This is a genomic window from Aeromonas sobria (assembly GCF_006243315.1).
Classification (GTDB): domain Bacteria; phylum Pseudomonadota; class Gammaproteobacteria; order Enterobacterales; family Aeromonadaceae; genus Aeromonas; species Aeromonas sobria_A.
Genome location: NZ_NKWE01000018.1, coordinates 56032 through 73075, shown reverse-complemented (window position 1 = coordinate 73075; position 17044 = coordinate 56032). Strand labels below are relative to the sequence as shown.

General features: G+C 61.4%; 11 protein-coding genes. 8 read left to right on the top strand and 3 right to left on the bottom strand.

All coding sequences use genetic code 11. The features are described from left to right. The first annotated feature begins 324 nt into the window (after positions 1–324). From CF137_RS04860 to pdxY, 6 genes are all read left to right on the top strand, one after another. Positions 325–1218, top strand: a complete 894-nt coding sequence (locus CF137_RS04860) for a LysR family transcriptional regulator (protein ID WP_139718224.1) — start codon at positions 325–327, stop codon at positions 1216–1218. 92 nt (positions 1219–1310) lie between these two features. Further along, positions 1311–2591 (top strand): L-methionine/branched-chain amino acid transporter, encoded by a 1281-nt coding sequence (gene yjeH, locus CF137_RS04855; RefSeq protein WP_139718223.1) that lies wholly within the window; start codon positions 1311–1313, stop codon positions 2589–2591. A gap of 393 nt (positions 2592–2984) precedes the next feature. Then, the gene (cadC, locus tag CF137_RS04850; RefSeq protein ID WP_139718222.1) at positions 2985–4538 is read left to right on the top strand and encodes a lysine decarboxylation/transport transcriptional activator CadC; all 1554 of its coding nucleotides are present in this window, start codon (positions 2985–2987) and stop codon (positions 4536–4538) included. 741 nt (positions 4539–5279) lie between these two features. Beyond that, positions 5280–6614, top strand: coding sequence for a cadaverine/lysine antiporter (gene cadB / locus CF137_RS04845; RefSeq protein WP_101347734.1), 1335 nt, complete (start codon positions 5280–5282; stop codon positions 6612–6614). A gap of 76 nt (positions 6615–6690) precedes the next feature. Continuing rightward, positions 6691–8823, top strand: a complete 2133-nt coding sequence (locus CF137_RS04840; protein WP_139693471.1) for a lysine decarboxylase CadA — start codon at positions 6691–6693, stop codon at positions 8821–8823. 93 nt (positions 8824–8916) lie between these two features. After that, on the top strand, positions 8917–9777 hold the full coding sequence (gene pdxY / locus CF137_RS04835) for a pyridoxal kinase PdxY (protein ID WP_139718221.1): 861 nt from the start codon (positions 8917–8919) through the stop codon (positions 9775–9777). A 76-nt stretch (positions 9778–9853) separates the two neighbouring features. Here pdxY and CF137_RS04830 read toward each other — a convergent pair whose 3' ends face one another. Both CF137_RS04830 and CF137_RS04825 read right to left on the bottom strand, forming a co-directional pair. After that, positions 9854–10303 (bottom strand): PliI family lysozyme inhibitor of I-type lysozyme, encoded by a 450-nt coding sequence (locus CF137_RS04830; protein ID WP_139718220.1) that lies wholly within the window; start codon positions 10301–10303, stop codon positions 9854–9856. Between the two features lie 59 nt (positions 10304–10362). Then, positions 10363–12399 (bottom strand): M13 family metallopeptidase, encoded by a 2037-nt coding sequence (locus tag CF137_RS04825; RefSeq protein WP_162515844.1) that lies wholly within the window; start codon positions 12397–12399, stop codon positions 10363–10365. Positions 12400–12605: 206 nt separating this feature from the next. Between CF137_RS04825 and tilS the strand changes: the two genes are divergently transcribed. Continuing rightward, positions 12606–13964: a tRNA lysidine(34) synthetase TilS gene (tilS, locus tag CF137_RS04820; protein ID WP_139718218.1), complete on the top strand. Its 1359-nt coding sequence runs from the start codon at positions 12606–12608 to the stop codon at positions 13962–13964. An 82-nt stretch (positions 13965–14046) separates the two neighbouring features. On the opposite strand, the gene CF137_RS04815 is transcribed toward tilS, so the two are convergent. Next, on the bottom strand, positions 14047–14949 hold the full coding sequence (locus tag CF137_RS04815; protein ID WP_101325445.1) for a GGDEF domain-containing protein: 903 nt from the start codon (positions 14947–14949) through the stop codon (positions 14047–14049). Between the two features lie 123 nt (positions 14950–15072). Between CF137_RS04815 and CF137_RS04810 the strand changes: the two genes are divergently transcribed. Next, entirely contained in the window at positions 15073–17025 is a 1953-nt protein-coding gene (locus CF137_RS04810; RefSeq protein ID WP_162515842.1) for a monovalent cation:proton antiporter family protein, read from the top strand. The last annotated feature ends 19 nt before the right edge of the window (positions 17026–17044 follow it).

The window sequence follows — 17044 nt, the reverse complement described above, 5'->3', positions numbered from 1 at the left end:
ACACGTAATTGGGACATAGCCAAAGATATCGGGCTGGGCTTGGGTTGCGGTTAGGGGGGCGGCGACGGGGGCATTCTGTTGTGTATTGATAAAGCGGCTCTCGGCAGCCTGACTGACACCGGTGGCCAGCAGACCGACCAGTAGCGCGGCCAGATAGGTACTTTTCATGGGGATTTATCCTGTGGGGAGGGGTACGGCATCACTGTATTGGTAACTAAAAGTTGAATAAATTGGCTAAAAACCATTTCTTACTAAACTGGTAGTTGTGAATCATGGGCCCGACAGTGGGTCGTATTGCCATGAAAAGCGGGCAAAGGAGGGGTTGTGGACCGATTGACCAGCATGCGTATCTTCACCCGGGTGGTGGAGCTGGGTTCATACAGTGCGGTGGCGAACGAGCAGGGGATCAGCGCCCAGATGGTGGGCAAGCATGTGCTGGGGCTGGAGCAGTGGCTCGGGGGCAAGCTGTTTCACAAGACCACCCGCCAGCAGACCCTCACCGAGCTGGGCCAGCTGTTTCTGGCCCGCTGCGAGCGGGTACTGGAGGAGCTGGCGCTGACCGAATCGCTCACCCAGAACCTGCTGGCCGAGCCCGCCGGTCGACTGCGCATCGCCGCACCCCTCAGCTTTGGTCACCACCGGCTGGTGCCACTGCTGCCCGCCTTTCTCGCCCGCTACCCCAAGCTGGATCTGCAGCTCACTCCCCGCTGGGTCGATCTGGTGGAGGAGGGGTTCGATGCCGCCATCCGCACCCTGCGCCCGCAGGATGAGGCGCTGATTGCCCGTCCGCTGTTGACCCAGCACTACCGCCTCTGCGCGGCGCCCGACTACCTCGCCCGGCATGGCGTGCCCCGCCATCCGGCCGATCTCGCTCGCCACCAGTGTCTGCATGGCAACTGGGGGGATCACGAGCGCTGGCAGTTTGTCGGGGGAGATGGTCAAAACGAAGAGGTGCGGGTGGCCTCGCGCCTGCGCATCAACCACTGGCCAGCCTTGCTGACGGCGGCGCTCTCGGGGGCTGGCATCACCTTGCAGCCCGCCGAACAGGTGCAAGGCCATATCGCTGCGGGACGTCTGCTGCCGCTGCTGAGCCACTATCAGAGCCCTGCCAAAACCCTCTATTTCATCTATCCGGCGGCGCGCCGTCAGGTGCTCAAGATCACCCTGCTGGGGGATTTTCTGGCCGAGTCCCTGCAAGCCGAACCTGACGCTGAATAAAGGGCTGCATATTCCCCGCTCTGGTGCTTAACAAAGGGGCGGGGGAGGCCTAACATGGCCCGACACTTGGCTATTAATCGGGACAAAGGAATATGTCTGCGTTGAAAAAGGATCTCGGGCTCTGGCAGGGGATGGGGCTGCTCGCCACCTCACTGCTCGGCACCGGGATCTTCGTAGTGCCAGCGACCGCCGCCTCGCTGGCGGGTGGGGCCTCGCTGTGGGCCTGGTTGCTGCTGATTGCGCTGGTGCTGCCCATCGCCTTTACCTTCGCCCGCCTCGGCCGCCACTATCCCCATGCGGGCGGCGCGCCGCACCTGATTGGCCTCGCCTTTGGCAATGGCGCCGAGCGCTTCTCCGCCTTTCTCTTTCTGGCGGTGCTGCCCGTGGGGTTGCCTGCGGCGTTGATGATTGCCGCCGGTTTCTGGCACGCCCTGTTCGAGATGGGGGAGTGGAGCCTGTGGGGCATCCAGCTGCTCACCCTGCTCGGGGTCTTTCTGCTGGGGCTGCGCGGGGCGCGCTCCTCCGGCAACCTGCAACTGCTGATTGCGCTGGCGATTCTGGGGCTCACCCTGCTTATCTGGTTCAAGGGGGAGGTGAGCTGGCGCGATGCAGCGCGGCCCTTGCCGAGCGCGGATGAGTGGCCTGCCATGGCCACCGCGCTGGCGGTGATGTTCTGGTGTTTCGTCGGGCTGGAAGCCTTCGCCCACATGGGGGAGGAGTTCAAGCGGCCGGAGCGGGACTACCCCATCGCCCTGCTCGGCGGAGTGCTGCTGGCAGGGCTCATCTACTGGGTGCACTCGCTGGTGGTGCTCAAATATGGCCTCTACGGCGATGAGGCGAAAAACGCCACTGCCATCCCCTCCCTGCTGGCGCTGCTGTTCGGCCCCACCGCTAAGTGGCTGGTGGCGGTGCTCGGCTATCTCTCCTGTTTTGCCAGCATCAACATCTATCTGCAGGGCTTTGCGCGGCTGATCTGGAGCATGGCGCGAGAAGGCAAGCTGCCCGCCTCGCTGGCTCAGCTTACCGCCCGCGGTGCACCGCTGCGGGCGCTAAGCCTAGTGCTTGCCATCTGCCTGCTCTGCATCACCCTGATCATCTGGCTGCGACTGCCGCTCGACGAGCTGATCCGCTACGCCAACGGCAACTTTGTGCTGGTCTACCTGCTCTGCATGGCGGCGGGCTGGCGCCTGCTCGGCGGGGTCGGCAAGGGGCTGGCAGGAGTGAGCGTGCTGCTCTGTGCCCTGGTGCTGGTGGCGCTCGCCTCTCAGGTGCTCTATGCGGTGGTGCTGAGTCTTTGCTACGGCGGCTTCTCGCTGTGGCGGCGCCATCTGCGCCGCACCCGTCAGCAGGATGCGTTTTCGGTGGCGAAGTGACATATCCCCGATTGCCGGAAAAAGGAGGAAGCCCTGATGTTCAGGGCTTTTTTGATTCAGGCATATGGGATGTTCATATGAATACTGGTTGGCACGCTATTTGCCGAAAAGTGCGGGGTCGGATCAACTCAACGGCGATTTATAACCAAAAAAAGTGGGATCCAGCTCTCGTTTTGCTTAAAGTGCTGCTTTCCGATCCCGGTGGTCGGAATGCCCGCAAGGATGCCCTTCAGACGTAAACAGGATGGCCTGGCCAGACTGACTCACAGCGATATTCACTGTTCCGGTTCCCTTTTCTGCCGCGCCTCTGCTGGCAGCGCCCTGTTCCGTTCAGTCAGTCCGGGTTTTGCGTCACTCTCATCGAGCATTGTCTCCATCTGCTGCGAGTGTATCATGAGCGAATCGGTTTTTGAGATCCACGACTGGACCCTGAGCGTTGACGACAACATGTTGTGTCGCCCCGACCGCGAGGTCTACCTCGAACCCAGACTGGTCAATCTGTTGCGGTTTCTGGCCCACCATGCCGGCACCGTATTTGGCCGCGATGCCCTGATCAACGAGGTGTGGGACGGCGCCGAGGTGACCGATCAGGTGGTGACCCAGTCCATCTTCGAACTGCGCAAGATCCTCAAAGATGGTCGCACCGATGCGACCGACTACATCGTCACCGTACCCAAGCGCGGCTACAAGCTGGTAGCGCCAGTGCGGCCGCTGCAAGTGCTCTCTGTGGTGATGGCGGACGAGCAGCCCGCGCCCGCGGTCAATGCCGCTCGCTCCGACCACCCGACTCTCTCCGATCTGAGCCCGCCTGCGGCTGATCACTATGATGATGCACTGCCCAATGTCGCCCCTTTCCCTGCCGGGCCCCTGACCCGCGCCATCTCCACCCATGCCAAGGATGCCCGCAGCCGCTGGAAGATGGTGAGTTTCGATATCTTCGTGGCCATCGTGCTGATCGCCATTGTCAGCATGCTCAGCTACCAGCACACCAGCCCCCAGGTACACGCCATGCTGGATCCCAACCTGCTGGTATTCCGCTTCCACTCCGGCATGGATGACAACAACGAAAACGTGCGTCTCGCCGATGGTATCACCCGCGCCCTGATGGGGGAGGTGGCGGTGGCCACTCCATTGCGGGTGCAGTACGGCGCCACCAATCTGATGGGGGGCATCATGCCCGGCAAGGAGCTGAGCGTGCGGGTCACCCGCCAGCCTCGGGGCACCTATCTCGATCTGGAATACCGCAATATCAACACCAACCGGGTGCTGTTCAGCCATCAATACCAGCTCAGCCGCCACAATGTGCACGGGGTGTTGCAGGCGAGCAGTCAGGATCTGCTGCGCGCCCTCGGCCAGCCCGATGCCGAGCCGGGGATGGGCTGGCCCACCGACGATGCCTCGTTGATGGCACTGATGGAGGCCCACTACTACACCAACAGCCGGGATCCGGTGGCCCTCAAGCGTGGCATCGATCTGCTGGAGCAGGCGCTGATTGCTCATCCGGATCAGCCGCTGCTGCTGGCGGAGCGCTATCTGGCGGGCGAGGCGCTGGCGACCCTAGCGGGCAAATCCGAGAGCGAGCGGCTGCAGGGGATCGGCACCCATCTCGCCCGCGTGGTGCAAACCAGCGGCGTGCTGCCCGCCCGGGTGTGGGAGGCCTTGACCCTGCAGGCGATCCTCAACGGCCAGCAACAGCAGGCCGACTATCTGCTGGAGAAGGTCGCGAGCCGCGGCCGCTCGGTGCTCTACTACATACTGCAGGGCAAGATGGCGGAGCTGGATGGTCGCCCCGAGGCGGCGGGGGATGCCTACAGTCAGGCCTTCCTGATGGAGGCGACCGAGCAGACCTATCTGCTCTGCCAGCAGCTCGGTTTCTACAGCAATATGGAGACCCTCACTCCCGCCCTGTTCAATGCGCTGGGCCAGAGCAAGGTGAAGCTCTTCTAACGCTGCGGCTCTTGTTTCCTCTCGGTCGGCGCGGTTGCCGGCCACATCCACAGGCTGCCTTCGGGCGGCCTGTGTCGTTTCTGCCGGTCTCAATCCTGCTTGTTCACCACTGGGGGTAGCCGCTCTGGTGCTGCCCGATTTTTTCCTGCTGTTCACTTCCATCCCCATTTGCCTGATCGCGGTATTTGCGGCATTCGCGCTTGCCCGGCTTTGTGCCGTGAACTCAGCTCACTTCTGCCATCCCATTGTTGGCGCAGGGATAAGATGTCCGTCACTGCTCACTGCTTACCAGTTGTCGCCACTGAGTTTTACCTCTGAGTCTGAATTGCGATGAGACGAGCGGAGGGTCAAACAGGAGGTGAGCGGCCACTCAGGGCAATGGCCCGCAGGGCGTTCGGATGGTTCCAAGGGGAGGGGGCACAATGGAAGCCGCTTTATCCCGGGTTTATCTGGCCAAAAATATCAAGACGGCGAGATAAAGGGGTTATCAAGGGGCAAAACGGGGTGGCCGGATATCAAAGTTTTATCAAGATGGCGGCGTTGGTTGATGTCAATTTACTGTTTTTAAATGGTTTTTAGCAAATCTCACAAGGCTGCGAAAAAAGTTGGCTCATATTTTTATCCGTTAGCTGCTCCTTATGTTTTTCGGGGACGAGAGGCCTAGTCTGTGCCCATTCCTTGGCGGCACGTTTCGCCAAATGTGTATGTGACGACCCGACCTTTTATAGAACCGGAGATCTTATGTCCCTAGATACGAGCAAGAAGATTGGCCTTATCGCCTGTACAGGTGTGGTGGCCGGCAACATGATGGGAAGCGGCATCGCGCTGCTGCCTTCTGCATTGGCCACCATAGGCTCCATCTCCATTTTCAGCTGGGCTATCTGTCTGGTTGGTGCCATGGGCCTCGCCTTCGTCTTCGCCCGCCTTGCTACCAAGAACCCGCAAGAGGGTGGCCCCATTGCTTACGCTGGCGAGATCTCTCCGGTGTTCGGTTTCCAGACCGGTGTGCTTTATTACCACGCCAACTGGATCGGTAACCTGGCCATCGCCATTACCGGCGTCTCCTACCTCTCGGTGTTCTTCCCCATTCTCAACAGCCCAATCCCGGCCGCTGCAGCTACTATCGCCGCCGTCTGGATCTTCACCTTCGTCAACCTGCTTGGCGGTAGCTGGGTGAGCCGACTCTGTACCCTGGGTCTGGTGCTGATCCTGCTGCCAGTGGTCGGTACTGCGGTGATGGGTTGGGGTCATTTTGATACCACCGTCTACAGCCAGAACTGGAACACCACCAGCGGCAGCGACCTGCATGCGGTCATCAGCGCCGTGCTGATCTGTCTCTGGTCTTTCGTCGGTGTTGAATCCGCCGCCGTCTCGTCCGGCATGGTGAAGAACCCCAAGCGCACCGTACCGCTCGCCACCATGCTGGGTACTGGTATCGCGGGTGTTATCTACATCCTCTCTACCCAGGTGATCAGCGGCATGTTCCCGGCCGGTGAAGTGGCTGCCTCCGGTGCCCCGTTTGCCATGGCCTCTTCCGCCATCTTCGGTAGCTGGTCTGCGCCGTTCGTCTCTGCCTTCACCGCCCTGGCCTGTTTCACCTCGCTCGGTTCCTGGATGATGCTGGTGGGCGAAGCGGGCAAGCGTGCCGCCAACGATGGCAACTTCCCGAAAATCTACGGCGAACTGGACAAGAACGGCGTGGCCAAGAAGGGTCTGATCTTGGGCTCCCTGAAGATGACTGCCCTGATGATTGGCCTGACCGCCTTCACCTCCCAGTCCGCTCACGCTGCCGATCTCTTCAACGTGCTGACCACAGATGCAGTGCTGCTGACCATGCTGCCCTACTTCTACTCCAGCATTAACCTCATTCGCTTCGAGGGCATGACCTCCCGCAGCATCGGCACCATGATCTTCTCCGGTGTGGCCTGTGTCTTCTGTCTGGTGGCCCTGATGGGTGCCCAGGGTTCCAACCTCACTGCCACCTTCGTGGTGTCGCTCATCATCCTGATGTTCTACGCCAAAAAACAGGGTCTGCGTCAGCACGACGCCTTGCTCAAAGAGCAAGCCAGCCACTAATTCCGTTTTCCTTTTCCGAGCGCTCTTCACTCACCATCCCTGATGGAGAGCGCCCCTTTACGTGTGGAGCATTACGATGAATATCATTGCCATCCTCAACCACCTGGGCGTTTTCTTTAAAGAAGAACCCATTCGCCAGCTGCAAGCCTCCCTCGAGCGCAAGGGTTTCGAGGTCGTCTATCCGGTCGATGTGGCCGATCTGCTGAAGCTTATCGAGAAGAACCCCCGCGTCTGCGGTGCCATCTTCGACTGGGACAAATATTCCCTCGGCCTGTGCAAGGAGATCCACGATCGCAACGAGAAGCTGCCGATCTTCGCCTTTGCCAACGACCAGTCCACTCTGGATATTCACCTGACCGACCTGCGTCTGAACGTGCACTTCTTCGAGTACCGTCTCGGCATGGCTGACGACATCGCCCTCAAGATGGGTCAGGCCACTCAGGAGTATCAGGACGCCATCCTGCCGCCGTTCACCAAGGCGCTGTTCAAATATGTAGAAGAGGGGAAATACACCTTCTGTACCCCGGGTCACATGGGCGGTACCGCCTTCCAGATGAGCCCGGCCGGCAGCATCTTCTATGATTTCTACGGTCCGAACGCCTTCAAGGCTGACGTTTCCATCTCCATGCCGGAGCTGGGCTCCCTGCTGGACCACTCGGGTCCGCACAAGGAAGCCGAAGAGTACATCGCCCGTACCTTCAACGCCGATCGCTCCTACATAGTCACCAACGGCACCTCCACCGCCAACAAGATCGTCGGCATGTTCTCCGCACCGGCGGGCAGTACCGTGCTGGTTGACCGCAACTGCCACAAGTCCCTCACTCACCTGATGATGATGAGTGATGTGACCCCGCTCTACTTCCGTCCGACCCGCAACGCCTACGGCATTCTGGGCGGTATCCCGCAGAGCGAATTCAGCCGCGAGACCATAGCGGCCAAGGTCGCTGCCACCCCGGGTGCCCAGGCTCCCCGTTATGCGGTGATCACCAACTCCACCTATGATGGCCTGCTCTACAACACCGGCTTCATCAAGCAGAGTCTGGATACCCCTTATATTCACTTCGACAGTGCCTGGGTGCCTTACACCAACTTCAGCCCGATCTACGAAGGCAAGTGCGGCATGAGTGGCGAAGCTATGCCGGGCAAGGTGTTCTACGAAACCCAGTCCACCCACAAGCTGCTGGCGGCCTTCTCCCAGGCCTCGATGATCCACATCAAGGGTGAAGTGGAAGAGGAGACCTTCAACGAAGCCTTTATGATGCACACCTCCACCTCGCCCCAGTACGGCATAGTGGCCTCTACCGAGATCTCCGCCGCCATGATGCGGGGTAACACCGGCAAGCGGCTGATCAAGGACTCTATCGATCGCGCCGTCTCCTTCCGCAAAGAGATCAAGCGTCTGCGTGATCAGAGCGAAGGCTGGTTCTTCGACGTATGGCAGCCGGACAACATCGATACCGTCGAGTGCTGGAAGCTGGATCCGAAAGATGATTGGCACGGTTTCAACGGCATCGACGATGACCACATGTACCTCGACCCCATCAAGGTCACCCTGCTGACTCCGGGTATGGGTCGTGATGGCCAGCTGCTGGAGAAGGGCATCCCTGCGTCACTGGTCTCCAAGTTCCTCGACGAGCGCGGCATAGTGGTCGAGAAGACCGGCCCTTACAACATGCTGTTCCTGTTCTCTATCGGTATCGATCAGTCCAAGGCTATGCAGCTGCTGCGTGCCCTGACCGAGTTCAAGCGTGGTTATGATCTGAACCTGACCATCAAGAACATCTTGCCGAGCCTCTATCGTGAAGACCCGAGCTTCTACGAAGGGATGCGCATTCAGGCGCTGGCCCAGAGCATCCACGATCTGACCTGCAAATACCGTCTGCCGGAGCTGATGTTCAAGGCGTTCGACGTGTTGCCGGAGATGAAGATGACGCCGCACGCTGCATGGCAGCAGGAGCTGGCGGGCAATCTGGAAGAGGTGCCGTTGCGTGACATGGTTGACCGCATCAGCGCCAACATGATACTGCCGTATCCGCCGGGAGTACCCTTGGTACTGCCGGGCGAGATGGTGACTGCCGACTCCCTGCCGGTGCTCGAGTTCCTCGAGATGCTGTGCGAGATCGGTGCTCACTATCCGGGCTTCGAGACCGACATCCACGGCCTCTATCGTCAGGCCGATGGCAGCTACACCGTCAAGGTGCTGCGTTAATCGACAGTGACAACCATCGAAAGTCACAATAACGGGCCGCAAGGCCCGTTTTTCCCTCCAAAATTCCTGTTCTTATTGCGTGAGTCGCCAACCATGAAGCGAGTGCTCTCCATTCAATCCCACGTAGTCTTTGGCTGTGCCGGCAACAGCGCCGCCGTTTTTCCCATGCGTCGCCTCGGGATCGAGGTGTGGCCGATGAACACGGTGCAGTTCTCCAACCACACCCAATACCGCGAAGGCTGGCAGGGGATGGTGATGCCCGGCGGTCATATCCGCCAGCTGGTGAACGGCCTGGCGGAGATCGGCGTGCTGGCCCAGTGCGATGCGCTCTTGAGCGGCTACCTCGGCTCGGCCGAACAGGGGGAGGAGATCCTGGCTGCGGTGGCCCGGCTCAAGGCGCTCAATCCGGCCGCCCTCTATTTTTGTGACCCCGTGATGGGTCATCCCGACAAGGGGTGCATAGTGGCACCCGGCGTCGCCGATTTTCTGAAACACCGGGCACTGGCCTGCGCCGATATGCTGGCCCCCAATCTGCTGGAGCTGGAACGGCTCACCGGCCGCGATATCCGCAATGTGCCGGAGGCTATCGAGGCGTGCCAGCAGTTGCGGGCACAAGGGGTCAAGCTGGTGATGGTGAAACATCTGGGCAAGGCTGGCTTTGCCATGGACCGCTTCGAGATGCTGCTGGTGTGCGAGGAGGGGACCTTTCACCTCTCCCGCCCGCTCTACCCTTTTGCCCGCCATCCCATCGGAGTGGGAGATCTGCTGAGCGCCACCCTGCTGGCCAATCTGCTGGCCGGTTGCACCCCGCTGGCGGCGTTCGAGCGCACCAATGCCAGCGTCGATGCGGTGCTGGCCCAGACCTGGCTGGCGGGGGCCTACGAGCTGCAACTGGTAGCGGCCCAGCACGAGATGGCGCTGCCGCAGGTCTCCATCCGGGCGACCAGACTCTGACTGGCTTTGGCCAACAGTAAAAACAACAAAGCCCTGATCATCAGGGCTTTTTACATTTCAGATCTCGGGAGATGGCTCAGTCCTGCGGGCTCCTGAGCGCCTTGATCACATCCTCTTTGGGCTCCAGCTCCTTGACCTGATTGAAGATCTCCAGCTCCCCCTGCGGGCTGATGGTGTAGGCATCGGCATCCTGATAGCTGCCGCTGCCGGCGCTCTCGATGATGACCACCAGCTCGGGCTGCTTGTCGCCATTCAAATCGACCAGCTTCAGCTCCCGGATAAAGCCGTTACGAGTCATCACCTTGCCATCCTGAAACTCATCCAGTGGAAACTCGGCGTTCTGACCCGAATAGAGTCGCACGTCATAGCTGCCGATGGAGGCGGGTTCACCGACCCCCTGCGCCACCCGGATCACCTGCCCGGAGGGGAGGGTCAGTTGCTTGCTAAATCCCTCTTCGGCTTGTGTTTGTGCTTGCGCCGCCAGCGGCAGGGCCAGCAGTCCTGCGATCATCAATGCTCTGTTCATCTTGCAACCTCTTGCTGTCTGTTGAGCGCGGGCTCCCACGGGAACCCGCCGTGATGCTGTTACCAGATCTTCACCCGCTTCTGGGGCGGCAGATAGAGCTTTTCCCCGGGCTGGATGTTGAATGCCTCGTAGAAGGCGGGAATGTTCGGCACCACGCCGTTGACCCGGTACTCAGGTGGCGAGTGGGGGTCGGAGCGCAGCATCATCTGCATCAGCTCGGGACGATACATCCCCTTCCACACCTGTGCCCAGCCGAGGAAGAAGCGCTGTTCGCCGGTAAAGCCATCCAGCACCGGCGCCTCCTTGCCATCCAGAGACAGCTCGTAGGCCTTGTGGGCGATAGTGAGGCCGCCCAGATCGCCGATGTTCTCCCCCAGAGTGAACTGGCCGTTGACGAACTGGCCGTTGATGGGCTCGAAGCGGTTGTACTGGGCCACCAGACGGCTGGTGCGGAAGCGGAACTCCTTGAGATCCTGCGGCGTCCACCAGTCGCGCATCATGCCGTCACCGTCGGATTTGGCCCCCTGATCATCAAAACCGTGGCCCATCTCGTGGCCAATGACCCCGCCGATGGCACCGTAGTTGACCGCATCATCCGCCGTCATGTCGAAGAAGGGGGGCTGCAAAATGGCCGCCGGGAAGACGATCTCGTTGTTGCTCGGGTTGTAGTAGGCGTTCACCGTTTGCGGCGACATGTGCCACTCGTCCCGATCGACCGGCTTGCTGAGGCGCGCCAGACTGTCTGCGTATTCAAAGGCTTGCGAGCGTTGCAGGTTGCCCACCAGATCATCCGGTTTGATGGCGATGGCGCTGTAATCCTGCCACTTGTCGGGGTAGCCAATCTTGGGGCGGAACTTGGCCAGCTTCTCGAGGGCCTGCGCCTTGGTCTCCGGCGACATCCAGTCGAGCTCCTTGATGCTCTGGCCGTAGGCGGTGCGCAGGTTCTTCACCAGCTGCTCCATCCGCTCCTTGGCCGCAGGCGGGAAGTAGCGGGCCACATAGAGCTGGCCGACCGCTTCACCCAGATGATCGTTCAGCACCCCGAGCGCCCGCTCCCAGCTGGCGCGCTGCTTGGGCGTGCCGCTCAATGTAGTGCCGTAGAAGGCGAAGTTGGCCCGGTCGGTTTCGCTGTCGAGATAGGGGGCGTAGTCGGTCAGCAGTTGCCACTTGAGGTAGGCCTGCCAGTCGGCGATGGGGGTTTGGGCCATCAGCTGATCCAGCGCGCTCAGATAGGTTGGCTGACCGATGATGAGCTCCGGCTGGGCAGCAATGCCCGCGGCGTTCAGGTAGGCCTGCCAGTCGAGATGAGGGGCGAGCCGTGCCAGTTCGCTGGCGGGGCGTTTGTTATAGTTCTTCTCCCGATCCCGCAGGGCCACGTTGTCCCACTGGATGGTGGCGAGCCGGGTTTCGAGTGCCAGAATGCGCTTGGCCTTGCCGCTCGGATCAGACTCCCCGAGGCGGCTCAGCATGGCAGCGATATGCTGCTGGTACTTCTGGCGCATTGCCTGACTGTCGGGATCCTGCTTGAGGTAGTAGTCCCGATCCGGCAGCCCCAATCCCCCCTGGTAGAGGTAGACCGCATAGCGGTCGGGGGACTTGGCATCGGCGTCGATCCAGATGCCGAACGGCGCGCCGCCGCCCATGCGGCCTGATTGGGCAAAGGCGCGGGCCAGTGCGGCCTGATCACTGATCCGGTCGATATCGGCCAACGCTGGAGCCAGCGGGGTGAGCCCCTTGGCGTCACGGCCTGCCTGATCCAGATAGCTGGCATAGAGATCGCGGATCTGCTGGGTCGGCGTACCGCTGGTGGCAGCCTCCTGCTTGGCCAGCCCCTCGACCAGCACCCGCACATCGGCGAGGGATTTGTCCCGCAGCATGTAGAAAGCGCCATCGGCGGGGCGATCGTCGGGGATCTTGGCGGTGGCGAGCCACTTGCCATTGACGTAGCGGAAGAAGTCATCGCCGGGTTTGACCTGAGTGTCCATATTGGCCAGCGCCAGCCCGGAGTGTTTGGGGGATTCTTGCGGTGCCTGACTGCAGCCAGCCAGCAGGGCCAGTCCAATCAGACCGGCCAGTAAGCTTTTGTTATTGTTCATGCTGTTTGATTCCAATTCGGGTTGTTTGCTTCCCAGCCCATCCTCATTGTTCCGACATGCGGTTCGAACGCTTTGTCCGTCGGTTCGTTGGCTTGGCGGCCAGCTTGCTTGGTGCTGAGGGGGAGCGAGCCTCACTCTAGCAGCAGGGGTGCAGCTTGATAAGCCTGACTCTGCTAAGATTCGGCCGGTCTGTTTTGGGGAAGCCTATGATTTCTCATCTTTATTCTCGCTTTAGTCTGACTATGCCAGCGCCGGAAGGTTCCGCCGGTTTGCTGGTGGCCTTCAGTGGTGGCCTCGACTCCACCCTGCTGTTGGTGCTGGCGGCGCAGTATGCCCGCGAGCACGGCCTTGTGCTGCGCGCCCTGCATGTGCACCACGGCCTCAGCCCCCATGCCGATGAGTGGGTCGCTCACTGTGAAGCCGTCTGTCAGCAATTGGCGGTGGCGCTGCTGGTCGAGCGGGTGACCCTGGCCCGTGGCAATGGCGAGAGTCTGGAGGCGCAGGCCCGCCGCGCCCGTTACCAGCGGCTGACGGCCCGGATGAGGGAGGGGGAGTGGCTGCTCACCGCCCACCATCAGGACGATCAGCTGGAGACCCTGCTGCTGGCCCTCAAGCGCGGTGCCGGTCTGCGTGGTCTGGCGGGGATCCTGCCAAGCCAGCCCTTTGCCGTTGGCCTGTTGTTGCGCCCGCTGCTTGATGTCAGTCGCGCCGAGCTGGCTGAGGCGGCGGCCACTCTTCCCTTTGGCTGGGTGGAGGATGAGAGTAATCAGGACGTGAGCTATGACCGCAACTTTCTGCGCCAGACGCTTATCCCCCAGCTCAAGGCGCGCTGGCCCGCCATGGCTCAGACCGCGGCGCGCAGCATGGCCTTGTGCGCCGAGCAGGAGGCGCTGCTGGAGGAGCTGGCCGAGAGCGACTGGCAGCTGGCGGGCGAGGGGGAGGCGCTCCATATCGGCCCGCTGCACGACCTTTCTCCTACCCAGCGCAACAACCTGCTGCGCTACTGGATCCGCCGTCAGGGGGGGGAGATGCCGTCCCGCGAGCAACTCAATTTGATATGGCAAGAGGTGGTGCTGGCGCGGGGTGATGCCAATCCTCAGCTCAACTGGGGTCGTCAGAGTTGCCGCCGTTTTCAGCAGCGGCTCTATCTGGTGAGCCCGGACCTGCAACCCTGCCATCAGCAGTTGCCGCTGACAGTGGGCGAGCCGCTGACCCTGCCGGACGGGCTGGGCGAGCTGGTGGTGCGCATGGCGGAGTGCGGCGAGGGGCTGCTGCGTACCCCCCAAGCGGATGAGCCGCTCTCGGTGCGTTTTCAGGTGGCGCCCGGGATCCCCCTTAAACCGGTGGGGCGGGGCGGCAGTCGGCGGATGAAGAAGCTGCTGCAGGAGTATGGGGTTCCCTCGTGGCAGCGGGGGCGCATCCCCATTCTCTACTATGGCGAGCAGGTGGCGGCGGTGGTGGGGCTCTTTGTCTGCGACGGCTTTATGGCGCAGGGGGCCGGGCTGGTGTGCCACTGGCAGGAGCGCGGTGCAGCCCCGGTTTTGCCCGAGCAGGATCTTGCCTGAGGTGATCGGTGTGAGCGGGGGCCCAAAAAAAGAAGCTCCGGTCACATGATGCACATGTGCCGGAGCAAAGAAGAGTTCGGGATTATTCGTTATGGCTGGCCTTGCCGGCTTTTTTGCGAGCGTAGAGGTGGCTGTCTGCCGCTTCGTAGAGACTTTGCACACTGATACCCGATTGCCAGCTGGTGGCGCCAAGGCTGCAGCCGACCGAGAAGGTGCTGAGCTCCTTGTTGGTCATCAACATATGCTGCAGTCGCAGCCAGACCGGGCGCCACGCCTCGGGTTCGGCCGGTTGCAGCAGCAGGGCAAATTCATCTCCCCCGAGCCGGAAGGCTTGATCCGTACTGCGGATACACCCCTTGAGCAGCTGGGCGAAGCGGCTCAGCACCAGATCTCCCACCGGATGACCCCAGGTGTCATTGATCTGCTTGAAGCGATCGAGATCCAGCAGCACCAGCACCAGACCGTGGGGCTCGCGGCTGTGTTGCTCGATGGCGCGGCCGATGGCCTCGTCAAAGTAGGAGCGGTTGCCAAGGCCGGTCAGGTGATCGAGCCGTACCAGTTGATCCAGTTTTTCCAGCCGCAGGTAGAGAGGCAGCAGCAGACAGAGCAGTTGATGATATTGCGTCAGTACCCGTTGCTGGCTGCCGCTCAGCGGATGCTCCAGCTCGTAGTGCAGTTGACCCAGCAGCTGGCTGTGCTGGCCGCGCAGCTCGAACGGATAGTTGTGCAGGTTGAGGGTGGCCAGCGGCGGGTGCTGGATCAGCACATGGGGCTGGCCACAGTCGAGGTAAAGACCATGGATCCTGACAATTTTTGCCGCACGATCGGCAAAAGTTGTCAGCAAACCGCCAAGATCGCTCTGCCCCAACAACTGTTCCAGCAACTGGTTGCGTTCCACGCTGGGCAGCGGTGTGAGCCGCTCCATCTGGCGAACCCACTGCTCGATGCCATGACTAAAGCCATTAAGTGACGATGTATTTTCCATGGTCTTTCACCTGTGTATCTAACGACTTTCTTACTCTTCGCCTGCAATTGGCATGCCCAATATATCTTTCCTTCCGCCCACATCGGCTGACTAGACTTAAGTCGATAAAAAGGAGAGGAAAATTTGTACACAGACCTGCTGATCCTGCTGTTTACCGCCGTCTTGCTGGTGGCAACTTTCCGGCGCCTCGGGCTGCCGGTGATCCTCGCTTACCTGATTGCCGGCGTATTGCTCGGCCCTCACGGACTGGCGGTGATCACCGGCCAGTCGATCATGCAGACCATTGCCGAGCTCGGGATCGTCTTTCTGATGTTCTCGCTGGGGCTGGAGTTCTCCCTCCCGAAATTGCTGGCGATGCGCCGACTGGTGTTGGGGGTGGGTGGCTTGCAGGTGCTGCTCACCTCGCTGCTCTTTTTCGCGCTGGCCTGGTGGTGGGGGTTGGGTCTGGCGCAGTCGCTGGTGGTGGCGGGGACGCTGGCGCTCTCCTCCACGGCGGTGGTGATCAAACAGCTCGGTGAGCAGAAACAACTGCACACCCGCCGCGCCCAGCTGGGGGTGAGCGTGCTGCTGTTTCAGGATCTGGCGGTGGTACCCCTGCTGGTGATGATCCCGATCCTCGCTCAGCCGGACGTGCAGGGCAGCGCCCTGGCCGCCGAGATCGCCTGGGCCACCCTCAAGGGGTTGTTTGCCTTGCTCACCCTGCTGGCGGTCGGCAAGTGGTTGCTGCCGCTGTTGTTTCACGAGGTGGCGCGGGCCCGCTCCGACGAGCTGTTTGTGCTGAGTGCTTTGCTGGTGGCGCTGCTTGCTGCTTTCATGACCCATTCGCTCGGTTTGTCGATGGCGCTGGGGGCATTTCTGGCGGGGATGATGCTGGGGGAGTCCCACTACCGTCATCAGCTGGAGGTGGACATCAAGCCGTTTCGCGACGTGCTGATGGGGCTCTTCTTTATCACCATCGGCATGGCCATGGATTGGCAGCTGGTGGCGCGGGCATGGTGGCAGGTACTGGTCTGTGTGGTGCTGTTGGTGCTGTGTAAATCTCTGCTGGTGCTGCTGGCCGGGCGGCTGATGGGGGAGCGCAAGCGCGACAGCATGGCCGCTGGCATCATGTTGAGTCAGGTGGGGGAGTTTGGCTTCGTGCTGCTGGCGTTGGCGCTCCACCACGGCCTGCTGGATCAGCAACTGGTCTCCCTGCTGATCGGCATCGGCATCATCTCCATCGCCATGACCCCCTGGTTGGTGACCCAGGCCCATTCGCTGGCCCGCAGTCTCACCGATCCGGCGTTGCTGACTCGCTCCGAGGTGGCCCAGTCTGGCCTGAGCAAGAACCAGCACGTCATCATCGCCGGCTTTGGCCGAGCTGGGCAGACCTGCGCCCGCTTCCTCAAGATCGAGGAGATCCCCTTTCTGGCCCTCGACCTCGACCCCGAGCGGGTGAGCGAGGCCAAGCTGGCGGGGGAGCAAGTGGCCTTCGGCGATGCCAGCCGTCGCGATATTCTGCTAGCCGCCGGGCTGTTGCGGGCGCGGCTGGTGATCATCACCTTCGATGATCGCAAGCGGGTGGAGGCGATGCTGGCGCTGATCCGCGAACTGGCGGGGGATCTCAAGGTGCTGGTGCGCACCCGGGATGACAGTTTTCTGGAGCAGTACAAGCAGGCGGGGGCGTTTGAGGTGATCCCCGAATCCCAGGAGGGGGCCCTGATGCTGGTCTCCCACCTGTTGCTCAACTGCGATATCCCCATCGGTCGGGTGATCCGGCGGATGGAGCTGGAGCGCAGCAGCCAGTATCGCTTCCTGCACGGCTTCTACTGGGGGGATCAGAGCGCCAGCAATCTGGAGGCAGACCAGCTGCTTGAGCGTCTCCACCCGCTGTTGCTGCACGATCAGGCGTGGGCGGTAGGTCATGAAGTGAGAGAGCTGCCCCTTGATGAGATACGGATCAAGGAGATCCAGCGCGGCGATCAGAGTCTGGAGCCCAGACCCGAGCTGGTGTTGGCTGCAGGTGATCGGCTGATCCTGTTTGGTACCGTGGTGGCGATGGAGCAGGCGGAGCAGCGTCTGCTGGAGGGGCACTGAGTCCCCTCGCACTCATCGA

Coding starts and splice junctions, on each gene's coding strand:
- CF137_RS04830 (WP_139718220.1), bottom strand. CDS start 10,303: ATGAACAGAGCATTGATGATCGCAGGACTGCTGGCCCTGCCGCTGGCG.
- CF137_RS04825 (WP_162515844.1), bottom strand. CDS start 12,399: ATGAACAATAACAAAAGCTTACTGGCCGGTCTGATTGGACTGGCCCTG.
- CF137_RS04815 (WP_101325445.1), bottom strand. CDS start 14,949: ATGGAAAATACATCGTCACTTAATGGCTTTAGTCATGGCATCGAGCAG.
- pdxY (WP_139718221.1), top strand. CDS start 8,917: ATGAAGCGAGTGCTCTCCATTCAATCCCACGTAGTCTTTGGCTGTGCC.
- yjeH (WP_139718223.1), top strand. CDS start 1,311: ATGTCTGCGTTGAAAAAGGATCTCGGGCTCTGGCAGGGGATGGGGCTG.
- cadC (WP_139718222.1), top strand. CDS start 2,985: ATGAGCGAATCGGTTTTTGAGATCCACGACTGGACCCTGAGCGTTGAC.
- CF137_RS04840 (WP_139693471.1), top strand. CDS start 6,691: ATGAATATCATTGCCATCCTCAACCACCTGGGCGTTTTCTTTAAAGAA.
- cadB (WP_101347734.1), top strand. CDS start 5,280: ATGTCCCTAGATACGAGCAAGAAGATTGGCCTTATCGCCTGTACAGGT.
- tilS (WP_139718218.1), top strand. CDS start 12,606: ATGATTTCTCATCTTTATTCTCGCTTTAGTCTGACTATGCCAGCGCCG.